This is a genomic window from Aliinostoc maniaoense (assembly GCF_058172895.1).
Map to the genome: position 1 here is coordinate 2,414,630 of NZ_CP187952.1, position 24,003 is coordinate 2,438,632.

At 42.5% G+C, this 24,003-nt stretch carries 23 protein-coding genes; 8 read left to right on the forward strand and 15 right to left on the reverse strand.

Annotated elements, in window-relative coordinates:
• The first annotated feature begins 211 nt into the window (after positions 1 to 211).
• The gene (locus ACPZ3T_RS10755; protein WP_490276074.1) at positions 212 to 541 is read left to right on the forward strand and encodes a hypothetical protein; all 330 of its coding nucleotides are present in this window, start codon (positions 212 to 214) and stop codon (positions 539 to 541) included.
• On the opposite strand, the gene ACPZ3T_RS10760 is transcribed toward ACPZ3T_RS10755, so the two are convergent.
• Positions 441 to 1,628, reverse strand: a complete 1,188-nt coding sequence (locus tag ACPZ3T_RS10760) for an MFS transporter (RefSeq protein WP_490276076.1) — start codon at positions 1,626 to 1,628, stop codon at positions 441 to 443. The genes ACPZ3T_RS10755 and ACPZ3T_RS10760 overlap by 101 nt on opposite strands.
• Positions 1,629 to 2,440: 812 nt before the next feature.
• On the opposite strand from ACPZ3T_RS10760, the gene typA reads away from it, so the two are divergent.
• Positions 2,441 to 4,234 carry a translational GTPase TypA gene (gene typA, locus ACPZ3T_RS10765; RefSeq protein ID WP_490276078.1) on the forward strand — a complete coding sequence of 598 codons (1,794 nt, stop codon included), beginning with the start codon at positions 2,441 to 2,443 and terminating at the stop codon, positions 4,232 to 4,234.
• Between the two features lie 298 nt (positions 4,235 to 4,532).
• Here the strand turns inward: typA and ACPZ3T_RS10770 are convergent, their stop codons facing one another.
• Positions 4,533 to 4,820 carry a DUF2470 domain-containing protein gene (locus ACPZ3T_RS10770; RefSeq protein WP_490276080.1) on the reverse strand — a complete coding sequence of 96 codons (288 nt, stop codon included), beginning with the start codon at positions 4,818 to 4,820 and terminating at the stop codon, positions 4,533 to 4,535.
• A 334-nt stretch (positions 4,821 to 5,154) separates the two neighbouring features.
• Between ACPZ3T_RS10770 and ACPZ3T_RS10775 the strand changes: the two genes are divergently transcribed.
• Entirely contained in the window at positions 5,155 to 5,913 is a 759-nt protein-coding gene (locus tag ACPZ3T_RS10775) for a metallophosphoesterase family protein (RefSeq protein WP_490276082.1), read from the forward strand.
• Positions 5,914 to 6,048: 135 nt separating this feature from the next.
• On the opposite strand, the gene ACPZ3T_RS10780 is transcribed toward ACPZ3T_RS10775, so the two are convergent.
• Positions 6,049 to 6,903 (reverse strand): M48 family metallopeptidase, encoded by an 855-nt coding sequence (locus tag ACPZ3T_RS10780; RefSeq protein WP_490276084.1) that lies wholly within the window; start codon positions 6,901 to 6,903, stop codon positions 6,049 to 6,051.
• Positions 6,904 to 6,942: 39 nt separating this feature from the next.
• On the opposite strand from ACPZ3T_RS10780, the gene ACPZ3T_RS10785 reads away from it, so the two are divergent.
• The 3 genes from ACPZ3T_RS10785 to ACPZ3T_RS10795 all read left to right on the forward strand — a co-directional run bounded on the left by ACPZ3T_RS10785 (position 6,943) and on the right by ACPZ3T_RS10795 (position 8,029).
• Positions 6,943 to 7,164 (forward strand): hypothetical protein, encoded by a 222-nt coding sequence (locus tag ACPZ3T_RS10785; RefSeq protein ID WP_490276086.1) that lies wholly within the window; start codon positions 6,943 to 6,945, stop codon positions 7,162 to 7,164.
• A gap of 36 nt (positions 7,165 to 7,200) precedes the next feature.
• Entirely contained in the window at positions 7,201 to 7,731 is a 531-nt protein-coding gene (locus ACPZ3T_RS10790) for a DUF4330 domain-containing protein (RefSeq protein WP_490276087.1), read from the forward strand.
• Positions 7,732 to 7,804: 73 nt separating this feature from the next.
• Entirely contained in the window at positions 7,805 to 8,029 is a 225-nt protein-coding gene (locus ACPZ3T_RS10795; RefSeq protein ID WP_490276089.1) for a hypothetical protein, read from the forward strand.
• Here ACPZ3T_RS10795 and ACPZ3T_RS10800 read toward each other — a convergent pair.
• Positions 8,013 to 9,740 carry an Rqc2 family fibronectin-binding protein gene (locus ACPZ3T_RS10800; RefSeq protein ID WP_490276091.1) on the reverse strand — a complete coding sequence of 576 codons (1,728 nt, stop codon included), beginning with the start codon at positions 9,738 to 9,740 and terminating at the stop codon, positions 8,013 to 8,015. The two genes, ACPZ3T_RS10795 and ACPZ3T_RS10800, sit on opposite strands and share 17 nt — an antisense overlap.
• 491 nt (positions 9,741 to 10,231) lie before the next feature.
• Between ACPZ3T_RS10800 and ACPZ3T_RS10805 the strand changes: the two genes are divergently transcribed.
• Positions 10,232 to 10,609, forward strand: a complete 378-nt coding sequence (locus tag ACPZ3T_RS10805; RefSeq protein WP_490276094.1) for a response regulator — start codon at positions 10,232 to 10,234, stop codon at positions 10,607 to 10,609.
• 133 nt (positions 10,610 to 10,742) lie between these two features.
• On the opposite strand, the gene ACPZ3T_RS10810 is transcribed toward ACPZ3T_RS10805, so the two are convergent.
• From ACPZ3T_RS10810 to ACPZ3T_RS10850, 9 genes are all read right to left on the reverse strand, one after another.
• Positions 10,743 to 10,964, reverse strand: coding sequence for a FeoA family protein (locus ACPZ3T_RS10810; RefSeq protein WP_490276096.1), 222 nt, complete (start codon positions 10,962 to 10,964; stop codon positions 10,743 to 10,745).
• Positions 10,965 to 10,966: 2 nt separating this feature from the next.
• On the reverse strand, positions 10,967 to 12,430 hold the full coding sequence (locus ACPZ3T_RS10815) for a nucleoside recognition domain-containing protein (protein WP_490276098.1): 1,464 nt from the start codon (positions 12,428 to 12,430) through the stop codon (positions 10,967 to 10,969).
• 83 nt (positions 12,431 to 12,513) lie between these two features.
• Positions 12,514 to 13,134 carry a FeoB small GTPase domain-containing protein gene (locus ACPZ3T_RS10820; protein WP_490276100.1) on the reverse strand — a complete coding sequence of 207 codons (621 nt, stop codon included), beginning with the start codon at positions 13,132 to 13,134 and terminating at the stop codon, positions 12,514 to 12,516.
• A gap of 322 nt (positions 13,135 to 13,456) precedes the next feature.
• A complete protein-coding gene (locus ACPZ3T_RS10825; RefSeq protein ID WP_490276102.1) occupies positions 13,457 to 13,918 on the reverse strand; it encodes a peroxiredoxin in 462 nt (153 codons plus the stop codon).
• A gap of 64 nt (positions 13,919 to 13,982) precedes the next feature.
• A complete protein-coding gene (locus ACPZ3T_RS10830; protein WP_490276104.1) occupies positions 13,983 to 16,022 on the reverse strand; it encodes a protein kinase domain-containing protein in 2,040 nt (679 codons plus the stop codon).
• A 496-nt stretch (positions 16,023 to 16,518) separates the two neighbouring features.
• Positions 16,519 to 17,586, reverse strand: a complete 1,068-nt coding sequence (locus tag ACPZ3T_RS10835; RefSeq protein WP_490276106.1) for a protein kinase domain-containing protein — start codon at positions 17,584 to 17,586, stop codon at positions 16,519 to 16,521.
• A gap of 474 nt (positions 17,587 to 18,060) precedes the next feature.
• Positions 18,061 to 18,387: a hypothetical protein gene (locus ACPZ3T_RS10840; RefSeq protein WP_490276108.1), complete on the reverse strand. Its 327-nt coding sequence runs from the start codon at positions 18,385 to 18,387 to the stop codon at positions 18,061 to 18,063.
• A gap of 474 nt (positions 18,388 to 18,861) precedes the next feature.
• On the reverse strand, positions 18,862 to 20,160 hold the full coding sequence (locus tag ACPZ3T_RS10845; RefSeq protein WP_490276110.1) for a dihydrolipoamide acetyltransferase family protein: 1,299 nt from the start codon (positions 20,158 to 20,160) through the stop codon (positions 18,862 to 18,864).
• A 92-nt stretch (positions 20,161 to 20,252) separates the two neighbouring features.
• Entirely contained in the window at positions 20,253 to 20,426 is a 174-nt protein-coding gene (locus ACPZ3T_RS10850; RefSeq protein ID WP_490276112.1) for a hypothetical protein, read from the reverse strand.
• A 286-nt stretch (positions 20,427 to 20,712) separates the two neighbouring features.
• Between ACPZ3T_RS10850 and ACPZ3T_RS10855 the strand changes: the two genes are divergently transcribed.
• Positions 20,713 to 21,141, forward strand: a complete 429-nt coding sequence (locus ACPZ3T_RS10855) for a hypothetical protein (protein ID WP_490276114.1) — start codon at positions 20,713 to 20,715, stop codon at positions 21,139 to 21,141.
• Positions 21,142 to 21,296: 155 nt separating this feature from the next.
• Here the strand turns inward: ACPZ3T_RS10855 and ACPZ3T_RS10860 are convergent, their stop codons facing one another.
• Complete coding sequence (locus tag ACPZ3T_RS10860) at positions 21,297 to 21,749, reverse strand: YlqD family protein (RefSeq protein WP_490276116.1); 453 nt, start codon at positions 21,747 to 21,749, stop codon at positions 21,297 to 21,299.
• Between the two features lie 42 nt (positions 21,750 to 21,791).
• Positions 21,792 to 23,768 carry an AMP-dependent synthetase/ligase gene (locus ACPZ3T_RS10865; RefSeq protein ID WP_490276118.1) on the reverse strand — a complete coding sequence of 659 codons (1,977 nt, stop codon included), beginning with the start codon at positions 23,766 to 23,768 and terminating at the stop codon, positions 21,792 to 21,794.
• Positions 23,769 to 24,003 lie beyond the last annotated feature (235 nt).

The window sequence follows — 24,003 nt, forward strand, 5'->3', positions numbered from 1 at the left end:
AAAGCCCACACCTATCATTCTAACTCTCTAGCGAAAAAAGTAACAAATTTTACCTATAAATAAGAATAAACTTGTGTAAAAATTGCTTGAAGTAATTGCAGAGATACGCTTATATTACCTGCAACTAATACTGATTTATAAGTTAAATTACTAATAAAAACACTGTATTTAATACATAGGTTACGCAAGTATCACAATTGATGCTTAGTGCGTGACTAGGTTCAAAGGGAGACAAGGGGCAGGGGAGCAGGGAGCAGGGGGCAGGGGAGCAGGCAGGGGGCAGGGGGGCAGGGGAGCAGGGGGCAGGGGGAGTGTGGGGAGAGAGGGGAGTGTGGGGGGAAAGATTTGTTCTCCGCCATCCTACACCTCCCACACCTCCCACACCTCCCACACCTCCCACACCCTGCCCAATGCCCAATGCCCCATGCCCAAATTATTAACTAATCTGTTGTCAATACTATATTGCTGGTATCAGCTTGTAGTTTCACCCAAGCAAAAAAGACAATTGCTAATAGTTGAGTTGCAGAAGCAAAGACTATAAGTGTAGTAATTGTGTGGTCATATAAAACACCCATCAAGGTACTACCTAAAAACCAAGCTAGCCCGTAGCCAGTGCTGAAAATACCGTAGGCTGTGGCGCGTTTGTGCTTGGGAACAATGCTGGCGATCGCTGCTTTTAAAACCGATTCTTGCGCTCCCATGCCAATACCCCAAAATGCTATACCTAAAAGTGCAACTTGGGTATTTCCTAAAAAAACCAATGGTGCAAATAAAGATGATAAAACAGCCGCAACAATTAACACAAAAATCCCTATGCGATCAAAGAAATAACCAAATATCAAGGCTGCGATCGCATCTACTCCCATCGCTAAGGCATAAAACAAAGGTATAGTCTGCCCAGTAGCAATTCCTTGCTTTTGAAAATGAAAGGCAATTAACGGGAAATCGGCATAGCCTGCGGCGATAATTGCCACAGCCGCCAGATAAATCCAAAATATACGGGGCAATCCTTCCTCTTTGGGAGTTTCTTCAGTTTCTACTTCAAAATCACTGGGATTGGGATAGATCAATTGCAAGATTCCTAAGACAATTAATCCTAAAACAGCAGGCACAATCAGCACTGTAAAACCGTTGCGATACTCTCCCTGAAAATAAACCATTGCCGCTACAGCCAAAGGCCCCATCACCGCACCAGTTTGATCCATTGCTTCATGTAAACCAAAGCCAAAGCCTCTGCCAATTTGACTGACACCGTGGGAAAGCAAAGCATCTCGTGGAGGAGTACGAATTGCTTTACCTGTGCGTTCCACCATCATTAAACCTGCCGCTATTTCCCATCTACCAGCTAAAGCTAAAAGTGGCACAACAGCAGTATTAACAAAGTAACCGAGAGTTGTGATTCCCCAATACTTCCCTGTTTGGTCACTAAGATAACCAATTACTAAGCGCAAGCCATAGCCAATCAGTTCTCCAAACCCAGCTACCAAGCCCACCACAGTGCCGCTAGCTCCCAAAACCTCTAAATAAGCCCCTGTGATACTACGCGCTCCTTCATAAGTAGCATCAGCACAAAGACTCACAAAACCCAACAAAATTACAAACCTGAAAGCGGCTGCTCGCTGTGCCATACTCCATCACATCGTTAAAATCGCTTTCATATTCAAGCATAGGTTCTGGGGAGTGGGAAGTAATGGGGGTAAGGATCTATACTCAAATCAAGTTGCAGTCAAAGATAGTAACCTGGGGTGGGGAGTGTGGGGAGGGTGGGGAGCGTGGGGTGTAGGAATACTATTTCTGAAAGCAACTTAGTATCAAATCAATTTACACCTCATATGAATTAGGAAAATCGCCTATCCAATAAATAGTAGGGGCGGGTTAACAAACATCATTCATGATTAACTTTTGATCTCGGTGAACCCGCCCCTACAAATATCTAGGTAACGCGATGTGCAACTTATTTTTGAAACCCCTCTCCAAAGACGCGGAGCGGCTACTCTACGAGAACGCTAAAGAGCGAACTCGTTAGAGTACCTCTTCCCTGCAACTGTAGAGACGTTGCATGCAACGTCTCTACTTTTATTCTTGCTCCCCTTCCCTTGCAGGGAAGGGGTTGGGGGTTAGGTTTTAGAGAAAGTTGCACACGGCGTTAGGTATTCGCAAGATTTGAATTGACATTAGACGTAATTTGAGATTTTGCTTTGCGATCGCACATTAAATTAAACCATTCATCTGCTTACACCCCTACACCCCTACACCCCTACACCCCCACACCCCTTTTTCATTCTCAGCCACATATAGAAAGCTCCAACAATTGTGACAATTACGCTAGAATTATTAAAGCTTCTTTACAGAATTTGCTGATCATCCCCAATTCTGTTAAAACAGCCTAGACCAAAATGTAAATTGTAAAATTTCCTCTAAACTTCACTAAAAAGTTTCTATGACGCTCCCAATTCGCAACGTCGCCATTATCGCCCACGTAGACCACGGCAAAACCACCCTGGTTGATGCACTCCTCAAACAATCCGGCATTTTCCGCGAAGGCGAAGACGTTCCGGATTGCGTCATGGACTCCAACGCTTTAGAGCGAGAGCGGGGTATTACTATCCTGTCGAAAAACACAGCTGTTCGCTACAAAGAAACACTGATCAATATTGTTGATACCCCTGGACACGCTGACTTCGGTGGTGAAGTTGAGCGCGTCCTCGGCATGGTTGATGGCTGTCTGCTGATTGTCGATGCCAATGAAGGCCCCATGCCCCAAACCCGCTTTGTGTTGAAAAAAGCTTTGGAAAAAGGCCTGCGTCCCATCGTTGTCATCAATAAAATTGATCGCGCCAAAGCCGATCCTCATGTTGCCGTTGATAAAGTCTTGGATCTGTTCTTAGAATTAGGCGCAGACGAAGATCAATGTGACTTCACCTATCTGTTCGCCTCCGGGATGGCAGGTTACGCAAAAGAAAGCATGGAAGCAGAAGCTGTTGATATGCAGCCGCTATTCAATGCGATTTTGCAACACGTCCCACCACCAGTAGGTGATGTGAATAAGCCTCTACAGTTGCAAGTTACCACCTTAGATTACTCTGAATATCTAGGACGGATTGTCATTGGCAGAATCCACAATGGCACAATCCGCGCTGGACAACAAGCGGCTTTAGTAACAGAAAGTGGTAGCATTGTCAAGGGCAAAATTACCAAATTAATGGGATTTGAAGGTTTGAAGCGGGTAGAATTGGAAGAAGCTACCGCAGGTTATATTGTTGCCGTAGCTGGTTTTGCGGATGCTTACATTGGTGAAACCATTACTGATCCCAACGAACCCCAAGCCTTACCACTAATTAAAGTCGATGAGCCTACCTTACAAATGACCTTTTGGGTAAATGATTCACCCTTTGCTGGTCAAGAAGGTAAACTAGTCACATCCAGACAAGTACGCGATCGCCTATTCCGCGAACTAGAAACCAACGTTGCTCTGCGGGTAGAAGAAACCGACTCTCCCGACAAATTCCTAGTTTCCGGGCGTGGAGAACTACACTTGGGTATCTTAATTGAAACCATGCGCCGGGAAGGTTTCGAGTTTCAGGTATCCCAACCACAAGTAATTTATCGAGAAATCAACGGGCAACCTTGCGAACCTTATGAATTGTTGGTGTTGGACGTTCCTGCTGATGCAGTTGGTAGCTGTATCGAACGCCTCGGACAACGCAAAGGCGAAATGCAAGATATGCAGCCCGGAAATGGCGATCGCACTCAGCTAGAATTTGTCATTCCCGCCCGTGGTTTGATTGGTTTTCGTGGTGAGTTCATGCGGATGACTCGCGGTGAAGGCATCATGAACCACAGTTTCTTAGATTACCGTCAACTTAGTGGGGAAATTGAAGCCCGTAACAAAGGCGTGTTGATTGCTTTTGAAGAAGGTGTTTCTACTTTCTACGCCATGAAGAATGCCGAAGATAGAGGCGTTTTCTTTATTCATCCAGGTACTAAGGTATACAAGGGTATGATTGTTGGTGAACACAACCGTCCCCAAGACTTAGAACTAAATGTTTGTAAAACCAAGCAATTAACTAACCACCGTGCATCCGGTGGCGATGAATTGGTACAGTTGCAAGCACCTGTAGAAATGAGTTTAGAACGTGCATTAGAGTACATTGGCCCTGATGAGTTGGTGGAAGTAACACCCCAATCAATTCGCTTACGCAAGATGGCGACGAAAAAGTTAGCCAAACGCTAATACCAAGTCACTCAAAATAATTCGTAATTCCCATCAGTGGAGGTTTGAAACCCCCACTGATTTTTGTTTTCAATCCCCAATAGGGATCTGACTTTTCACGTTTCTTGAGGAGTCTTTGATCGTAATTTAAGTAGAACGACTTGAAAAAACCAAACTATGCAAAGTAATGTAAAAAAATTGAATTTAGTTCGTAGTAAGGACTTTAGTCCTCTCTTAAGGACTAAAGTCCTTACTACAAACCTTTAATTATTTACACCGTTCTAATTAGCTAATAATATTTGCTGTCATTCTGTTTGCTCTAACCCTTAGCCCCAACTCGTGCTTGCTTCACCATTGCAATCAAAGTATGATGGGCATCTTCTGAGTCTGCCAAAACATGATCAAACTCGATGCGAACAGGTAGACTTTCACTATCAACTTGTGCAGCTAAGTCCATACCTTCAGCATCAATGGCTAGCATTTGTGCTGCCGTCGCCTGGGAGACTCCGCCGAAAACTTGTGCATAAAGCAGAACAGCATTAGCATGATCTTCATTCATGTGACTGCAAATGCGGGAGCTAACTTCAGGAGAAAATTGATCTGACATACTAAAGTAAAGAGCTATAAACAAAACAACTTGATAAATTTTAGGCTAACCCAAGGCAAATTTCTATAGCCTGTGTTGAAAATAGGGGTGTAGGGGTATAGGGGTGTAGGGGTGTAGGGGAAGAAAAAAGTGTTGATTCTATATTTTGCTAGTAAACCCGTTTGCTACTTGGAGGCTTTCAACTGTCAACTGTCAAGCTTCGAGCAAATTTACCAAATAAAAAATACAATAATTTTACCGTTGTCAAGTAATTATTACCTTATATTGACGGAAATATGACCGTTTAAACTGTAACAACAGTATTCAGCTAATTTTTTATCGTAGTGAAGATCCGATGAGCGAAACTAGGGAACGTCAAATAGTTATTGGGGATGTGCATGGCTACTATGAAGGATTAATAAGATTATTAGAAGCGATCGCCCCTGGTGGGAATGACCAAGTATATTTTTTAGGAGACTTAATTGATCGTGGCCCCGATAGTTCACAGGTAGTTGATTTGGTCAGACAAAACAATTACCAATGTCTACTAGGCAACCACGAGCAGATGTTATTAAATATAGTTACTAGTGAAAATGTACCTGTAGCCTTAATGCAGGCATGGTTACATAGTGGTGGACAAGCAACTATAGCCAGCTACCCAAATACTACTATTTCCCCAGAACACATAGATTGGTTTCAGACTCTACCTACCTATATTGATTTGGGTGATATATGGCTAACTCATGCCGGGGTTGATCCAAAAAAAGCCCTTACAGAACAAACAGCCGAGCAATTCTGCTGGATTAGAGGAGAATTTCACAGCATAGAACAGCCATACTTTACTGATAAGCTGATTATTGTTGGTCATACTATTACTTTTACTTTTCCTGGTGTAAATCCTGGCCAATTAGCTCAAGGTAGGGGATGGTTAGATATAGATACTGGTGCTTACCACCCTCGTAGCGGTTGGTTAACTGGACTCGACATCACAAATAATTTAATTTATCAAGCTAACGTTTTTACTAACTGTTTACGCACCCTACCGCTATCAGAAGCAGTAGTTGAAGTTGAACCAGCCAAAATAATTGCCCGCCGCACTCAGCAGCGAGCGTAATTCGTAATTCGTAATTCGTAATTCGTAATTCGTAATTCGTAATTCGTAATTCAAAGGGCATTGGATGGAGCTTGAAAGGTACTACTCTTTGTTGGGGCTGCGTATGCGCCCCTACACCCCTGCGCCCCTACACCCCTACAAGACTGCCCGGATATTGGCTCGGTAAGCAGCATTATCGAGTCCGTCGCGTCGATTACTTGGTTGACGATTGATGGCGGTTTGTAGGGCGTTAATGCGATCGCCTGTTCCTGGGTGAGTGCTTAAAAATGTTGGCACAGAACCGCTATTTTTCTGCAATTTCTGCATAAAACTGACCATAGCTGATTGAGCATAGCCTGCCCGTGTTAAAGTTCTCAACCCTCGCCGATCAGCATCAAATTCATCTTGACGACTACGGGGACGGTTTAGTGCTAGTTCTACGCCAATGCCTACAGCGTTATTACGATCTAAACCCGCAGCACTAGCCAAACCACTAGCGAGTGCTTTTTGGCGCATTTGTTTAACTAAGTGTTTACCACTAATATGACCCCATTCATGGGCGATGACGCTAGCTAGTTCAGCTTCATTGTCGGCAGTTTTGATTAAACCTTCATTAACATACACAAAACCCCCGGTAGTGGCAAAGGCATTGATACTATTATCTTGAACTACTTGGAATGTTGCCGGGAGGTTGGGGCGATCGCTATTTGCTACTATGCGTCTGCCAATTTGTTCCACGTAGCGGTTAATCTCAGGATTACGGTTAAGTTTAATTTCACTGCGTAATTGCTGATTCATTTGCGCGCCTAGTTCTACTTCCTGGCGATCGGATATATTCGATAGTTGAATGATTTGCGCTCCCCGGAATAACAGTGGTAATAACTCTATCGCTCTTCCCGGTAAAGGTGTACTTAAGCACACACTAACAGCAACTAACACTGAAATTAAGGGATAAAACCAGCGTCGCCGCCAAAGATGATAATTTGCTACTAAGCCTTTCCTGTTAATCATAATTCCGTTAGAACATACTTGAGGGAGAACATCTACTATTTGAGACGTACAGATGCCTTGTTAAGTTGCATTGGCGACTCAGGGAGTGGAGGTAGGGGGGTAGGGGGGCAGGGAGCAGGGAGCAGGGGGCAGGGGGAGACAGGGGAGACAAGGGAGAAATATTTACCTCAATGCCCAATGCCCAATGCCCAATGCCCAATGCCCAATGCCCCATGCCCCATTCCCCATTCCCAATACCCCTATGATGAAACTTGTTGCTAAAATCAATTACTTGAATCTACTCTGGAAAAAATTCTTATGACTATTTTAGATTCCAAAGGTCGCTTGTTCGGCAAAATCAATATACTCGACTTATTTGCAGGGTTAGTTATTCTGTTAGTGATAATTGGGATTTTTGTCTTTCCGGGTACTGGTGGTTCTATCGCTCAAGTGGGAGCTAAAAAAACGCCGATAGAAGTAGATTTAGTAGTTCGTGGGTTAAATGTGCGCGATCCTGAGCAGTTATCTGAGCAAGGTTTTAAATCAGGTGGTAAAACTAAAGTGATTATCCGCAATCAACCTTACGGTGAGATTGGTATTAAATCTGTAAAAGTGCTACCTAGAACTTTAACAGTTGGTCAACCAGATGGTTCTGTAAAAGAATTACCAGATCCCAGAAGTAATAACTTTAGTACAGATATGCTGCTCACTTTACAAGGTCAAGCAGAAGTCACCAAAGATGGCCCCGTTTTAGGTAACAGTAAAGTAAAAATCGGTATGCCCTTTGAGTTAGAAGGTTTCAACTACAACTTTAATGCCTCTGTTATTGATGTCAGATTAAAGAAGTGATTAGGGACTAGGGGCAGGGAGCAGGGGGCAGGGAGCAGGGGGCAGGGAGCAGGGGGCAGGGGGCAGGTTCGCCGTGAGCGTCAGCCGAACGGGGGCAGGGGGAGACAAGGTAGACAAGGTAGACAAGGTAGAATTTGTTTCGTCTGCTCCCCTACACACCCTTACACCCTTACACCCTTACACCCTTACACCCTTACACCCTTACACCCTTACACCCTTACACCCTTACACCCTTACACCCCTACACCCCTACACCCCTACACCCTTACACCCTTACACCCTTACACCCCTAACTTAACCATCTGCGGTTTTCCCCAAATAATGCGTTCTTGTTTATAAATAGCAATTCCTGGTTTCGCGCCTTTGGGTTTATATACGTGTTTTGGTTCGGTGTAAACTACTGGTACTTGCTCACTTTGACGGGCGCGACTGTAATAAGCTGCTAGGTTGGCAACAAATTGTAAGTCTGTGTTATCTGGTACAGCACCGGGTTCTAAACGTAATAAGACATGACTACCAGGAATTTCTTGAGCATGAAACCACAAATCATAATCTCCAGCTACTCGAAATGTTAATTGATCATTTTGGCTGTTGTTACGACCAATTAATACTTGAAAACCGTTAGGTGTGGAATAATTACGAAAGTTGATGCTGGGAATTTCATTACTGCGGCGACGATAATCTAATTCTTCTAAATATTTTTGTCCAATTAATTCATCCCGAATTTCTTCTAAAGCTTGTAAATCTTCTGGTGTTTGATAATTTTCTATCTGAGAAATTGCGGCTTCAACTTGTTCTAAATAATCAATTTCTGCTTGCACATCTTTTAGTAATGGTTCTACAGCAATGCGGGCGCGTTTGAGTTTTTGATGCTGTTTGTAGAGATTTTGGGCATTTTGGACAGCATTTTTATCGGGTTGCAGTGCGATCGCTATCGGTTCACCAGTCTCAAAGTCTTGCAGGGTAATAGTTTTCATCCCTGGTTGCCATGTGTGCAAATGCGCCATTAATAAATCGGCTTTTTGACGATAATCATCAGCTTGATCTGATTGTTGCAGGCGATCGCTAAATGTTTGGGCTTTATTTCTTAATTTACCTAAAATATTACTCAATTTTTGGCTCAATTGATGGCGTAATTGGGTAAATAGCTGCTGATTAATTTGTCCAGTGTAATACTCATTAATTAATGTCTGAATATCTTGGGCTGGTGCAATGCTACCCCAACCCATGACTGTATAGCCATTCTTAGTCCAAGCCGGCTGAAAATTGCCATTTTCTAATGTTTGTAGCCATAACTGCCAATTTTGCCATAATCTTTGCCAATCTTCTGGGGTGAGGCTATCGGTGTTGGTATCTGGTGTGATATCCGCCGCCAGCAACATAGACTCAGCTAAAGCCGCACTCAAACCGCTATAACTTTTAAGTAACTGCTTTTTAATCGCGCCTGGAACTAAACTAATCCTTTCTTGCCAACGGGTGGGGGATTCATGCAAACTAGGGACAGTGCCAGTCAGTTTTGGCGGTGTTTCATAAATTTGTCCTGTTTGGATGGGGCGAACACTAGATTGCTGTTGACTGACTTGATGGGCGGCAGTGATGATGAGATTGTTAGCGTCTGTGAGAATAACATTGCTATATTTGCCCATAATCTCCACATAGAGATGATATAAGGCATCTTCTCCCGGACGACGGGCAAATTTTAAGTCTATCACCCTTTCCCAAGGTGCGATCGCCTCAATTCCTACCAAAGCCAAACCACCCAACTGATGTATTAATTGTTGGCTAAAGGTAAAAGTATCAGGTGTGCGTGGTGGTGGATAACCAATGCTGATATGTGCAGCTTGAGGATGCCAAGATATTTCTAGCCAGCCTCTAGTTTTCAGGGTACGCACAGCTATAGCAATAGTATAGCGATCGCGCTGATACACTTGCTCTAAACGTGAGGGTAGCCAGTGGGTGCGGAGTTCGCTACAAGCGGCTGTCAAAGTCGTAAAGTCAACTGGTTGCACAACAATCAATCATCCACCTGGGGACTGTTAAGGTCGATGCTCAGTATATGCTATATCTTTTTGTAGAGTTGTTGCCATGTTGCACATCAATAAAATTTATCATCAATGTTCGCTCTTATACTGTTTCTTGATGAAGTAGTGTAGAGACGTTGCATGCAACGTCTCTACAGCATTTATTTGGCGCAATTTTATAAATAATTGGTATTAATACTCTCATAAATACTAGAAAGTAATTTTTCAAACACAACTGCTTTAAATTCTTCACTATTCATCACTTGCATAAAGATTTTCTCGTTACCATCCATGCGTTCGATAAAGAGATTTTCTAGATGCTTTTCTAGAACTGGGGCAAAGTTTTCTTTAGTATTAACTTGCGCCGCTTGTTTAATAGACTCATTAGCGAGCGCAGTTTCGGTAATCTGCTCGAAAACTAGCTGATCAGCTAGTTTATTTATTACTCATTACTCATTTTGAATTTGGAGGAAAGCGACGTGACTAAACACCTGTTAATTATTGATGATGAACCTGATATTCGTCGTATTATCCAAGTTGCCTTAGAAGAAATGGCAGGATGGGAAGTCAGCACAGCTAAGTCAGGGAAGGAAGCATTGGTGACAGTAAAAGCCAGGAAATGGGATGCGATTCTCCTAGATATCTGTATGCCTGACATGGATGGATTTGAGGTGTTTGAGAAATTACAATCTGATCCAGAGATACAATCGATTCCAATAGTATTACTGACAGCCAAAATCCAACCAAGCGATCGCCTACGTTTTACTCAAATGGGAATAGCAGGTATAATTACAAAACCCTTTAATCCCATGACTATCTCCAATCAAGTCGCAAACACCCTAGGATGGGAGTCTTGAGTGTAAACAGCGATCGCTATACTTCAACGCAATTACGAATTACTTTAGCGTAGCGGGGCGCAGCCCATTACGAACGACGTAGCTTGCTACTCTCCGAGAACGCTCCGCGAACTCGCTTTGCGAGTATTACAAATTACCGTGGTTCGACAAAAATACTTTGGGCTGTTTCCCAATCCAAAGCGGTGCGGGTTCTACCCACCATAATGATATAGGATGGAAAGCGTTGCTCTAGCACTAAATTGCTGCCTGGTAAAATCCCAAATGCCATCAGCTTTTGTAACACTGCATGATCTTCAGTTCGCAAACTGACTACCGTTTGGGGTTCACCGATTTTGACTGTAGATAAGGCGTTCATACCTAAAAGTTAACTCCAAATAAAGTTAAACCCAAATTCACAAGATATCCCATCAAGAAAGCGAAGGGGAAAATAAACAGTACGATCGCTACAGTAGTTTTAGTTCCCCGTTCCTTAATCAGCATTTGCAATTGGGCGATACAGGGTAAAAATAAAGTCAAAACAATCGCCGCTACCACTAACTGATTACCAGTGAGACTACCTTGTTGCTGCAAATCAAACAACCCGGCTGCACCATAATCTCTTCTAAAGAAGCCATAGAGAAATATTGGTGCTGCTTGTGTGGGCATTCCCAAGGCGGATGTAATGGGTTCAATTCCCCGAATAATTGCATCAAATAATCCTGTTAATCGTCCTACCCAAATCAATACAGATGCCCAAATAAACAAGGGTAAGACTTCTATAAAATACCACTTCATCCGCACCCAGGTTTTAGTTAGCACATTCCGCAATTTAGGCAGACGTAAAGGCGGCACTTCCATATAAAATTTACCAGAATTACCGGGTAATAATTTAGCGGTGAGATAGCCAACTACAATAAAGATGGCAGAAATAAAACCTCCCCAAAACAGTAAAGCGGCGGGTTTTTGTGCTAGTAATCCCACAATTACACCCCACTGCGCTGCACAGGGAATAGCCAAGGAAAGTAAAAAGGTAGCAATTAATCGTTCCCGTTTGGTTTCTAAGGTACGGGTGACAATGGTGGCCATGGTATCACACCCTAAGCCTAATACCATCGGAATCACTGCACGGCCAGATAAACCCACGGATTTAAATAAGCGATCTAACATTAAAGATAGACGGGGAAGATAACCGCTATCTTCCAATAACGAGAACATTAAAAAGTAAGTCGCAACTACAGGTAACACAATGGCTGTAGCGTAGCGAACCCCCAAGGTGATAATTCCATAGTCATGAGCAATCAAATCTTGAATTGGTTGCCAAGGAATGACTTGGGCGGTAATTTGGTTGACAAATGGATTGATTTGTGATTCAAAAAATGTCTCGATGTGATCAACCAGTTCCCCTGCGCCAAACTCCCCAACAAATTTGTAGACTCCGTAATAAAGAATGAGAAGTAGGATAGGAAATCCGGTAATGGGGTTGACTGTGAGTTTGTGGAGTGTATCAGTGAGTGAAGAGCGCGCCTGTCTCGTTTCCTGTAAAACTGCTCTTTCTATAGCGTGAGCCTGACTTTGACGGGTATTAGCGATCGCTAATCCAATGGGTTGTCTGAGTTGATTTTGCGTCACCGTAATCAATACTTCCAGATGACGACATTGTTCTTGATCCTGTTGCAGAGTTTGCCAAAGCCCTGGATCTTTTTGTAAAAGCAATAAAGCCAGACTACGGGGTGAGAGTGAGTAATTAGCGAATAGATAGCGATCGCCCAATGTTTGCCACCACGATTGCAATTGTGCGATCGCGGCTTCAATTGGTTCTGGATAAATAACTTGAGTAATCATTGGCTTTCATAGTTGATAGTTGACTAAAAAACTCTTCCCCTGCCCCCTGCTCCCTGCCCCCTGCCTCCTACCCCTGCCTCCAATCAAGCCATTACCATCACACCCTGAACTGGCAAGAACGGAGCGATTCTGTGTTTCAATTCATCTATACCTTGGTTTAAAGCTGCTGCCATGCACACTACTGGGATTTCTAACTCCATCTCCAGGGTGTCTTGTCGCAATTCCAAACCCCAACGCCGCGCTTCATCCATCATGTTGACAGCTAGTACAACAGGTAATCCAGCCTCAATCAGTTGAAAGGTGAGAGGTAGCATTCTTCCCAAGTTCTTTGCATCTACCACATGAATCACTGAGGCTACAGGTTGTGTGAGCAATAAATCTCTAGCTACCTTTTCTTCTTCACTAATGGGCATTAGAGAGTACATTCCTGGTGTATCAATCACCGTTATAGTTTGCTCCCCAATCTCCGCTAGCCCACGACTTACCTCCACAGTCGTACCAGGGTAATTAGAAACAGTGACATAAATTCCTGTTAGTGCATTAAATAGTACACTTTTACCAACATTAGGCATTCCTACCAAGGCAATAGTCGGACTTGATGAATTTGCCTGAGTTACATCTTGCTGCTGTTTGCGGAAAAATAGCAAGTTACGCGATCGCTTTCCACAAGATTGACTTTTAGATTTACATTGATGACATTCCATAGCAATTTACATTTGAGATTTACTGAAAATTATTCTCAAATTAAATTATGAGGAACTTGTGAGGAAATGTAGAAATATTCCCAAAATAATGTGGAGACTTAGCTATGCTAAGTCTCCACAGCAGAAAATTTATTGATTAACGCCGTGTGCAACTTTCTCTCAAACCTAACCCCCAACCCCTTCCCTACATAGCTTGCTTCTCCGAAGGAGTGGGAAGGGGAGCAAGATTTAAAGTAGAGACGTTGCATGCAACGTCTCTACAGTTGCAGGTTTGGAGAGGGGTTTGAAAAATAAGTTGCACATCGCGTTGATTAAGTTTCTTTTATCGTGCTGCCAAATTCTGCAATGTTTTCAATGCTTCCTCGACATGGCCTTGAAAATTGAACATCGAATCAAATACATACTGTACAATGCCATTTTGGTCGATAACATAGGTAACACGCCCAGGGAACAAGCCAAAAGCGGCTGTTGCGCCGTAGAGTTTGCGTATTTGGTCGCCTTGATCACTCAGCAGGGTAAAAGGTAGATTGTATCTAGCGGCAAATCGTTGGTGAGATGCTTGGGAATCTCCACTCACACCAATCACTTCAGCACCAGCATTTTGAAAAACTTCATACTGATCACGAAAAGCACAAGATTCTGCTGTACATCCGGGGGTGTCATCCTTGGGGTAAAAGTACAACACAACAGATTTATTTCCTCGAAAATCGCTCAGACTGACTGTTGAGCCATTTTGAGTAGGTAGAGTAAAATTTGGGGCAGTGTCTCCAACTTTAACTGGCATATAATCTCAATAAATTTTATGTACATTTATTAATTATTTGCTAAATTGAGCCAGTCTGCCATTTTTAGATCCGCCAAATTCTAATAGTATTATCTTCACTACCACTGACTAGACTTTGCCCATCTGGGGTAAAAGCTACGGATGTCACCGTGTTTTCATGTCCCATAAGGGTACGTATTTCTTCACCGGTTTCTAAATTCCAGAGTTTGATGGTTTGGTCACGGCTGGCACTGGCGAGGGTGTTACCATCGGGACTAAAAGCAACGGCTGTGACTGTTTCTGTACTACCTCTAAGGGTGAGGAGTCTTGTCCCTTCCTGAATATTCCAGAGTTTGATAGTGCGATCGCGGCTAGCACTGGCGAGAATGTTACCATCAGGACTAAAGGCAATTGATGTCACTGTCTCGCTACGACCTGCAATAGTCCGCAGCAAAGATTCAGTCTGTAAATTCCAGATTTTGATGGTTTTATCAAAACTACCACTAGCAATCGTCATATTATCGGGACTGATAGCAACTGAACGTATCCAAAATCTATGGCCTCTCAGGGAAGTAATTAATCTCCCGTTGGCGATATTCCAGACTTTCACAGTTTTGTCATCACTGCCACTCACCAAAGTTTTGTTATTGGCACTGATAGCTAAAGCGTGAATGGCATCACTATGACCTGTTAAAGTGTGCATTACCTGACGAGTTTTGAGATTCCAGATTTTAATGGTGTTGTCATCACTACCACTCACCAAGGTTTGACCATCGGGACTAATGGCAACGATATTAACTTTACGGGAATGTCCTGTTAAAGTGGCGATTTGTTGACCTGTGGCGATATTCCAGAGTTTAATGGTGCGATCGTCTCCACTACTAGCGATGATTTTACCATCTGGACTCACCGCGACTGAAGACACAATATTTTCATGTCCTGGGAGAGTGTTTAATAAAGCCACTGCTCTCAAGGTTGTTTTTTGTGGTTGCGCTAAAAATGCTTTTCCAGGAGCAGTATTATAACTACGCTGAATTAGCTTCGGGGATAAACTGTGATAAATTCGGCGATATTGTTGATACCAAGATTCATTAAACCCAAACAACAGCACCAAAGCCGACAGTAAAACACCAGTCCGCACTAACCCGCGTAAGATACCTAAACGCGGTTTTTGATATACGTGGGTAGAGGGGATTTTACCGGATGTTTGCCCGGCAGATGGTAATGCAAGCTGCTGTTTAGGGGTGATATCTTGGAGAACTTCATCAGCTGATTGGTAGCGGTTTTTCAGGTCTTTTTGTAACAGCTTATCCAGGACAAAATCTAACTCTGGAGTGAGAGGACGATGCAAATATTGTCGCCAATTTGTTGCCCAACCATAGCCGTGTTCCATCCACAATTGAAACGGTGACACTCCCGTTAACAAATGAAAACAGGTAGCCCCCAAAGCGAATAAATCACTAGCAGCATAAGCCTTCCCATCCCGGATTTGTTCTAGGGGTGAGTAACCATGTGAACCAATGGATGTGCCAAAATTTTGAGCTTTGGCGGTTAATTGCTTAGATGAACCAAAATCAATGAGATTTAATCGCCCATCACTGCGACAACGGATAATATTTTCCGGTTTGATGTCACGATGAATTACACCGCGATCGTGAATAAATTTCAACACCGGTAGTATATCTAAAAGTATCGCTTGAATTTCGCCAGGACGATAGTTTTTTCGTTGCTGTAACTCCTTTAACAAGTTTTGACCATTGATAAACTGTTGCACCAAATACAAACAATTGTCTTGTTGAAAATAAGCCAAGAGTGTGGGAATTTGGGGATGTTCTCCTAGTTCTTGTAATCGTTTAGCTTCTTCAGCAAACAACTCTACAGCTTTTTTTTGTGACCAAGTTCCTTGAAATTTTGGTGCTAATTGTTTAATGACACAATGCTCATTTAATTTATCGGTATCTTCTGATAGATAGGTTCTACCAAATCCTCCTTCATCAGAAAGCACTCGGATGACACGGAAGCGATTTCTTAAGAGTGGGACTAAGGGAGTACCACAACTTTGACAGGATTTTTGACCATCTGAATTATGAGGATTTAGGCAATCTGGATTTAAGCAGCAGATCATGTTCTGATAGGTGCGGCTGCATGACAAATTATGTTAATTTCACCCCTATAAATACCTGAATTGAGAGTAAATATTGTGTACTTTTAGTAGATGACACTGGTATCAGGAATGGGGGTGTTATTGATATAGTAAATCTTGGTAAATGCTGGTACAGGCAGATCCTAAACAGGAATCTCTCTACCTGATTAATTATTCTCCCGATTATATAATATTCCGCCATAAAATGTCTTGTTCAGCGCAACCTAACACATATTCTTTTTCTGTTCTCTGTTCTTCCCTAAGTAGAACGACTTGAAAACACCAAACCATGTAAAGTGAGACAAAAAGAGTAAGATAGAGTTCGTAGTAAGGACTTTAGTCCTTATTTGTTCACGGAGCGTCTGTCTACGACACGCTCCGCGAACGGAGAGAACGCAGAGAGAACTAAAGTTCTCACTACAAACCTTTAATTATTTACCCTGTTCTACTTAAGAGTTCCCTGCCTCGACGAATGAATTTAATAAAGTGGACTTTGGGGGTGTTTGGTTTTGAGTTTAGCTTTCCATTCCCGAATAGCGATCGCAGTTCTGGCTACCGGGGAGATATATTCTTGAGCAGTATCTATTTTTTGTGGCAGTTTATTTTTAATTGGTTGCGTAGTCAAAAAGTTACTCAAGTGTGGTATGTCACTTTCTACCCTCAATGCTCTACTCACATCACTAGGCTTTTGAAAGCGTTCATTGAGAGAAAACTTTAACATTTTGTTTAAAATCTCAGCAAAACTATCACTGACTTTTACATATTTATACCAAGATATTTCACCAGTCTGGCTATCATTTTCCATTTCTAAGGGAGCTTTGCCAGTTAATAAATAAACACAGGTCATCCCTAGGGCATAAATATCACTAGCATATACCGGACGTAAAGAAAATTGTTCTGGTGGTGCAAATCCCATTGTGCCTACAAAGTTAGTATTCATCATGGGATGGAGTAAATCATTACCTACATCCATTAAATTTTCTTTAACTGCACCAAAATCTATTAACACTATGCGCTGATCATCTGCACAGCGTAAGAGATTTAGGGGTTTAATATCTCGGTGAATAACTTGATTTTCATAAAGATATTGCAAAACTGGCAGTAATTCCCGCAAAAACTGTTTAACTTGAGCTTCTGTTTTCGTGCCATTGCGTTTGACTTCTCGCGCTAAAGTCCAACCGTGGATATATTCCTGCACTAAATATAGTTCCCCTTCCCCTTCAAAATAGTCGAGCAACATGGGAATTTGGGAATGGCTACCGAGTTTAGCTAAGATTTTAGCTTCCTGTGCAAAACGTCTACAGGCATTTTCCCAACGTTTACTACTAGTAACCTTGGGACAGAGTTGTTTAATCACACATAGGGGATGTCCGGGTAATACCGCATCTTGAGCAAGAAAAGTGATACCAAAACCACCCCTACCTAAAATACGTAATATTTCATAGCGATCGCGGAATAATTCCTTAGAACCACACATTTGAGCCAGCCGATTCTGCTCTAAGCCGTACTCACGAAGATTTATGATGTTTTCAGAAAAACGATTCATAGCTGCAACAATGGCTGACTGGTAATGTTATTAATCTAACCAGATTATCTTATCCATGTTAGTACCATTACTGCTTCTTTGCAAAATTATCATTTGCGCTACACATTAACTAGGCATTGGCCGTTAAAAATTTAATGATTTTTTTATAAAATTATCCTGATTTCCTCAGTAATACTTGAAAAGCCGTGAGTTTGGGGAACACCAAAAAATACATTATCCGCAATTGATAGTTGGGTAGTTGGGTAGGGTGTATTAGCGATCGCGTAACGCACCGAAAGATTTGGCAAAATTGAGTGAGCTATATTAACTAATTTGTCAAACGTAAAAACCCCGTTTTTTACGAAAATTCGGGGTTTTAATTTAAACAATATTGTAGTATTTATACCAGATTTGGATAAGTAGTATTACTTTGCTCTGCTGGAATAGCCTATGAATCTAGGCTTTCAATCCAAAATCCAAAATCCCAAATTGGTATTAGTATTCGGTAACATACCTGCCATTATTATTCAGGCAAGAAGTTGGGATGTTTACGTATCCTATACCGCGCCCTGATCTGCGGAAATCAGCATAAATCCGAGCATAATTTCTGCCATCTCTACCTTTGTAAATTCGGTTGAGTGGGTAGTAACCTCGACGGACTGTCCCAACAACTTCTCCTCTATCGTTATAAGTTACACATGAGGAATTTTTGACATAAACTCTGGTGTTATTAGCAGAAGCAGGTAAGCTAGTCAAAGATAATGAAGTACCTGCAATCAAAGCCATAGCGGCAAGTTTCACGGAATTAGAGAATAAATTCATCCTTTTGCTTCCTTATTCTTATGTTTACTCCCTGATGTTTACTTCAGTTTTTGTACTTCAGATTCCAGATTCAGTTCTAATAAAGTTTGAACAAAGAATGTTGAGCGCAGTCCCTACCTATAACTTGTTTAGGTAGGGTAAGCGAAACCCAAGATCGTGGTAAAATATAGTTGGTACGGTAAAAGGCAAAGCCTGGAGACACGACCATTTTTATATTAGTAATTACTAGTTTTGTTGCTATTATTACTAATTTTTTTACTAGAGTGTCCGTAGGCAAAAGTTCCAACGGCACACTGAGAACGCCAGTTTTTCTGGTAACGCTATTTTTAGCGAATGAATCCCCATCTATAATCTTTGATTTAGATGGGGTGCGTTCAATAAAATAATTAACTTAAAGACAAAAATTGGGCAATGGTAACTGTTGACCATGCCCAATATGCAAAAAATCTACCCACAAGGGGATGAAGTATTTTATTAAAGAGTTAGAGATTGGGGATTAGTTTCAATCAACTTAGCCAAGTCTTGTAAAAACGCTGCCGCATCTGCGCCATAAATAATGCGGTGGTCACAAGTAATATTCACCTGCATTTGTTGACGCACACCAAACAAACCGTCTGGAGTCGCTACAACTTGGGGACGAGATGCACCGATCGCTAAAATAGAACCTTGTCCGGGGGGTAAAATAGCATCAAATGTATCTACTCCATACATCCCCAAGTTAGACAGAGTAAAAGTACCACTATTGTACTCATCGGGTTGGAGTTGTTTAGCTCTGGCGCGGTCTACTAAAGACTTCCAAGTGCGCGAGAGGGAATAAATGTCTACTTGGTCGGCATTTTTTAATACTGGTGTAATTAAACCGCCATCATCCATCGCCACTGCTACAGCAATATTGATGTCGCCATGATAAACCACACCTTGATCCGAATAGCTAGCATTTAAAAGTGGGTATTTTTGTAATGTCACCGCTACCGCTTTCGCCAGTAACGCTGTCATCGTTACGCCTTTGGATTTAATTTGTTTGTAAAGTTTGTCTAAACCATCAGTGGTGATTGTGTAGCCAACACGAAATTCTGGTACAGCTAGGCTCGCTACCATATTCCGAACTACAGCGTTTTGCAGAGCATTGAATGGTGCTATTTGACCGGGAACGGCTGCTACTGGTGCAGGTGCGGGTGCAGGTGCGGCTGTTCGTGCTGCTGCTGGTGCAACTGGGGTAATGCTTGGTGGGGGGGTTGTGGGTGCAGCAGGTGCAGTAGTTTTACCCACGACAGATTCTACATCCTCAGCCACAATGCGACCGTAAGGGCCACTACCTTTGAGGGAGGTTAAATCTACTTTCAATTCTTTGGCTAACTTCCGCGCTCTTGGTGAAGCTACAAGCCTACCTTCCTTGTGGTTAGACCCATTTTGAGATGCTACGGTTGATGTGACTACTGAGGCTGTAGCCGCCACTGGTTCAGGGGTAGCCGTGGGAGTAGAGGCTGCACCGCCGCCATTTCCCATAGATTGGGCGGCTGCAATTTCCGCTTCAGTTTCTGCAACATAAGCGATCGCTGCCCCTACAGGCGCACTTTCACCCGCTTGCACTACGATATGTGCTAGATATCCTTCATAGAAGGTTTCTACATCCATATCTGCCTTATCTGACTCCACAACCACCACTGTTTCGCCTTTTTCCACTTTATCCCCTGGCGATTTTACCCAGGAGACAATTTTACCTTCAGTCATGGTGGAACTCAGCGCGGGCATGAATATTTCGTGAATGCTCATATGGTGGTTCTAGAATCAATGGGTTTATGGACTTTAACAGCTTTTGCCAGATCGAATTGTATCTTGGCAGGAGAGTTTTAGGTTGAAATTTTCTATTTTAAATGGGGAATTGGGAATTGGGAATTGGGCATGGGGCATGGGGCATTGGGAATTGGGGTAAATGTTTCTCCCTTGTCTACCTTGTCTACCTTGTCTCCTCCTGCTCCCTGCTCCCTGCTCCCTGCTCCCTGCCCCCCTCCCCTCCCCCTCTCGGAACATCCAGACAACCTTAAGGTCTATGCTCTCATGTTAATAATCAATTTTGGCTTTTGGTTATCAGCCATTAGCACGATTTTTTCATAATTCCCATGAAATTTTTATATATTTTTGTATCACTCATCACCAATTATCAGAAATTGGTAGCTTTCTCAAGGAAGATGTTAGGGAGTAGTTAGTAGTGAAGCATCCATTGAAAATCCGAAATTATTTGACCATTAGTGTTCTTTAAAATACGTGTTTAGTTTTATGTCAGTAAAACTGAAGTTTTTTTTGATTTTGATACTCAGTATCTTCGTGACTGCTGGTGCTAGTGTCTATATGATGCAGTCCCAAACACCAGTGCCAATTGTTGATAATGTCAATGCTCAACCACAGCAATTGTCAGATGTACAACATTCTCAAGAAATTGTCGCAGACCCAGAACGGGCTGAATATGAAAATATACCATTAGAAAGTATTAATTCTCCGTTACAAGGTAGTGATCCGGCAAAGTTGGCTGTGAATTTCTTGGAAGATTTTACACTGATCAAGGGTAAGCGTCAGGTAGAGGTTGCTTATCCTCAACCAAATCAGGCTGTAGTGATAGTAACTCAAAAAGTGTTAGATAATGGTGTATCTACGGAAAAAAAATATCGTTTGGAGATGAGTACCTTCGGGCGATCGCTTTTATCAAGTTCCCCACCGATTTGGCAAATTGTTTGGGTAGGTTCTCAAATTCAATGATGAGTAATGAGTAATGAGTAATGAGTGTGGTGTGTGGTGTGCTATTAGCGGTAGTGCGAGGTTTAGCCGGTGTGGAGTGTGGAGTGTTATATAAAAAAGACCGCCCACAAGGGGCGGGAGATCAAAGATTTAGTTTGAGACTTCGCAACTTTAATTTATATATCGCCACGAATATCTTCAACAACTCCATCACGGAGAACGATTTCAACTTGCATTTTGCTAATTAAGTTATCGCCCCGTTCTACACGGAAAAAGCCTTCCATTTGGAATTGATTTACTTCTTGATCCAACTCTAGTAATTGTACTTGTTGGAGATTTTGCAGCATTTGGTTTTTCTGCTCTAAAAATTCGGTTTTCTTTTGATTGACTTGCTGTTGAATGTTATCGATTTGTTGGAGGGTTTGGGGGCCTGGTGGCTGGAGACTTTGCTTTTGAATGGCGGCGATCGCTCTTTGTCCTTCAACGTCCAACTGTTGCAATTGCTGATCAAGTTGGTTGATTTGCGCTTGCAGTTGTTGTTGTACTTCCTCTTTCCAGAGGGGTGTAACAATGACTTTAACGTTAACGACGCGCTTCAGAAGCAGGTTAGGGTTGGAGACATCTGTCATAAAAATTTCACGTTCACTCTTGTAGTTTGCAGTGTGGAATTATTAGGCAAACATGGCGGCGATCATATCTTGGTAGCGTTCCATGACAACGTGTCGCCGGATTTTCATTGTTTGTGTCATTAAGCCATTGTCGATAGAAAATGGCTCTAGAATCAGTCTAAACGGCCCTACACGGTCATCTGGGCGATAACCCGGACGATTCTGCACTTCCCGATTCAATTCTTGCCGGAATAAATCCTGGATCATTTTACTCTCCAGGGTAATGGTTTCACCGGATGAAGGAGTTAAATTATCATCCTGGGTGACTAAGGTAAGATTTTGACCCTCAGCCCATTTTTCCAAGGCTTCCAAGTTGGGGACGATCAAAGCACCGATAGAGCGTTGGTCTTGTCCAACTAACATAATCTGATCGATGTAGGGCGATCGCAAGCAGGCATCCTCGATGGGCTGCGGCTCGATATTTTCCCCATTCGTCAAGACAATGGTATCTTTTGCCCTGCCGGTTAGCACTAGGTCATTATATGGTGTTATCCAGCCTAAGTCACCGCTATTAAACCAACCTTCAGCATCAATAACTTTGGCTGTGGCTTCAGGATTTTGGTAATAGCCTTGCATGATTTGTGGCCCTCGCAACAATACCAAGCCTCGTTGCCCATTTCGTAAGGGTTGGCGAGTTTCTGGATCTACAATTTTCACTTCTGTACCGGGTATTGGTTGTCCCGATGAACCTCTTAAATTGTGCCAAGGGCGACGGGCGTTAGTCACGGGGGAAGTTTCTGTTAAACCGTAACCTTGTAAAATTTCTACACCGACAATCTCAAAAAAGTTATCTATATGTCGGGGTAATGCACCACCGCCGCTAATAACGTGTTTGATGCGTCCCCCTGTAGCTTCCCGGACTTTGGCGTAAACTATACGTTCTCCTAGGGCGTGGAAGGGGAAGAAAGCTGATGCTAATATTCTCGCCCCTAAACGTGCCGCAGATGAAACATGAAGATGATCTAAACTTAAACCTTGAGCAATGCGCTTGGCTTTGATATATCTCTCACTTGCACCCAATAAAAAATAGATCAGCCGTTGTTTTTTGGCTGGTTGTTCGCGGAACTGTTTCTGCACACCTTCATGAATAGATTCCCACAGTCGGGGAACAGCTATCATGTAATTGGGTTTGAATTGTTTTAAATCTTTTTTGACGGAACGTAAATTAGTGTAAACTTGCGTACAACCTTGAGACAGCAAGAAATACTCACCACTGCGCTCATAGCTGTGCCAAGTCGGGAGAATACTCAAGGCTATATCCCCTGGTTGGGGTTGTACTACTGTGCCGATGGTTTGGACTTGGTGTAATAAGTTGCCATGAGAAAGCATGACTCCCTTGGGTTTACCTGTAGTTCCAGATGTGTAAATTAGGGTGGCGAGGTTTTGTGAGGTTTGTTTGACTCTGACTAGGGTATGATTACCACCAAGTTCTAGTAATTGGTTATAGTTGAGGGTTTTGATTGTTTCCTCGGCTGATGGTACTTCATCGGAGAGTAAGATTATTAGCCCAATTGGTAAATCGTTGAGGCGATCGCGCAGTTTTTGCAGTGTTTTTAAATCTTCGACTATTAAAACTGTACTACCACTGTGACCTATGATGTATAAGGCTTCTTCCCTTTCTGCCTGGGAACTTCGCACCGCGTCTACTCCCCCGGCGGTAATTATGCCTTGATCGGCAATGAACCAACGAGGACTATTATCGGCTATTAGGGCAATGCGATCGCCTGGTTGTACCCCTAAAGCTTGTAAACCAGCCGCGAATTGCTGAATTTTTTCTGCTAACTGGTTATAAGTAATTTTTACCTCTGGTTGAGCGTGGGGGTTATGCAGTGCCACAATGTTACCAAAATGTTTGGCTGCTAAAGGCCAGATTTCTGAGAGTGAATCTATCTGGCTGTAATCTACCAAACGTTGTAGTGACAAACTTTCTTGCTTACTAATATTGGATAAAAAAGAAGACCTTGGTTGGATGTTTACCATTACATATCACCTCAATATTTAAATCTGTTCTGTCTCAATTGATTCTCTTATTACGTTAGAATATCGCTTCTCTATATCTAAATCACTCACTATGTAGTCAGTTTCGCAACCTTGACATTTGGATTGAGCTAAACTTATGTTAAAGTTAATTTATATAGACCTAAATCAATGGGTATGCTGTGGGGATTCAGAATACACAAGTCAAAACAGATGATTTATCAGGGTTTGGTATGCT

Bases quoted from the DNA above. Each gene is read 5' to 3' on its own strand.
- ACPZ3T_RS10760 (WP_490276076.1), bottom strand. From the start codon at position 1,628: ATGGCACAGCGAGCAGCCGCTTTCAGGTTTGTAATTTTGTTGGGTTTT.
- typA (WP_490276078.1), top strand. From the start codon at position 2,441: ATGACGCTCCCAATTCGCAACGTCGCCATTATCGCCCACGTAGACCAC.
- ACPZ3T_RS10770 (WP_490276080.1), bottom strand. From the start codon at position 4,820: ATGTCAGATCAATTTTCTCCTGAAGTTAGCTCCCGCATTTGCAGTCAC.
- ACPZ3T_RS10775 (WP_490276082.1), top strand. From the start codon at position 5,155: ATGAGCGAAACTAGGGAACGTCAAATAGTTATTGGGGATGTGCATGGC.
- ACPZ3T_RS10780 (WP_490276084.1), bottom strand. From the start codon at position 6,903: ATGATTAACAGGAAAGGCTTAGTAGCAAATTATCATCTTTGGCGGCGA.
- ACPZ3T_RS10790 (WP_490276087.1), top strand. From the start codon at position 7,201: ATGACTATTTTAGATTCCAAAGGTCGCTTGTTCGGCAAAATCAATATA.
- ACPZ3T_RS10810 (WP_490276096.1), bottom strand. From the start codon at position 10,964: ATGAACGCCTTATCTACAGTCAAAATCGGTGAACCCCAAACGGTAGTC.
- ACPZ3T_RS10815 (WP_490276098.1), bottom strand. From the start codon at position 12,430: ATGATTACTCAAGTTATTTATCCAGAACCAATTGAAGCCGCGATCGCA.
- ACPZ3T_RS10820 (WP_490276100.1), bottom strand. From the start codon at position 13,134: ATGGAATGTCATCAATGTAAATCTAAAAGTCAATCTTGTGGAAAGCGA.
- ACPZ3T_RS10825 (WP_490276102.1), bottom strand. From the start codon at position 13,918: ATGCCAGTTAAAGTTGGAGACACTGCCCCAAATTTTACTCTACCTACT.
- ACPZ3T_RS10830 (WP_490276104.1), bottom strand. From the start codon at position 16,022: ATGATCTGCTGCTTAAATCCAGATTGCCTAAATCCTCATAATTCAGAT.
- ACPZ3T_RS10835 (WP_490276106.1), bottom strand. From the start codon at position 17,586: ATGAATCGTTTTTCTGAAAACATCATAAATCTTCGTGAGTACGGCTTA.
- ACPZ3T_RS10840 (WP_490276108.1), bottom strand. From the start codon at position 18,387: ATGAATTTATTCTCTAATTCCGTGAAACTTGCCGCTATGGCTTTGATT.
- ACPZ3T_RS10845 (WP_490276110.1), bottom strand. From the start codon at position 20,160: ATGAGCATTCACGAAATATTCATGCCCGCGCTGAGTTCCACCATGACT.
- ACPZ3T_RS10860 (WP_490276116.1), bottom strand. From the start codon at position 21,749: ATGACAGATGTCTCCAACCCTAACCTGCTTCTGAAGCGCGTCGTTAAC.
- ACPZ3T_RS10865 (WP_490276118.1), bottom strand. From the start codon at position 23,768: ATGGTAAACATCCAACCAAGGTCTTCTTTTTTATCCAATATTAGTAAG.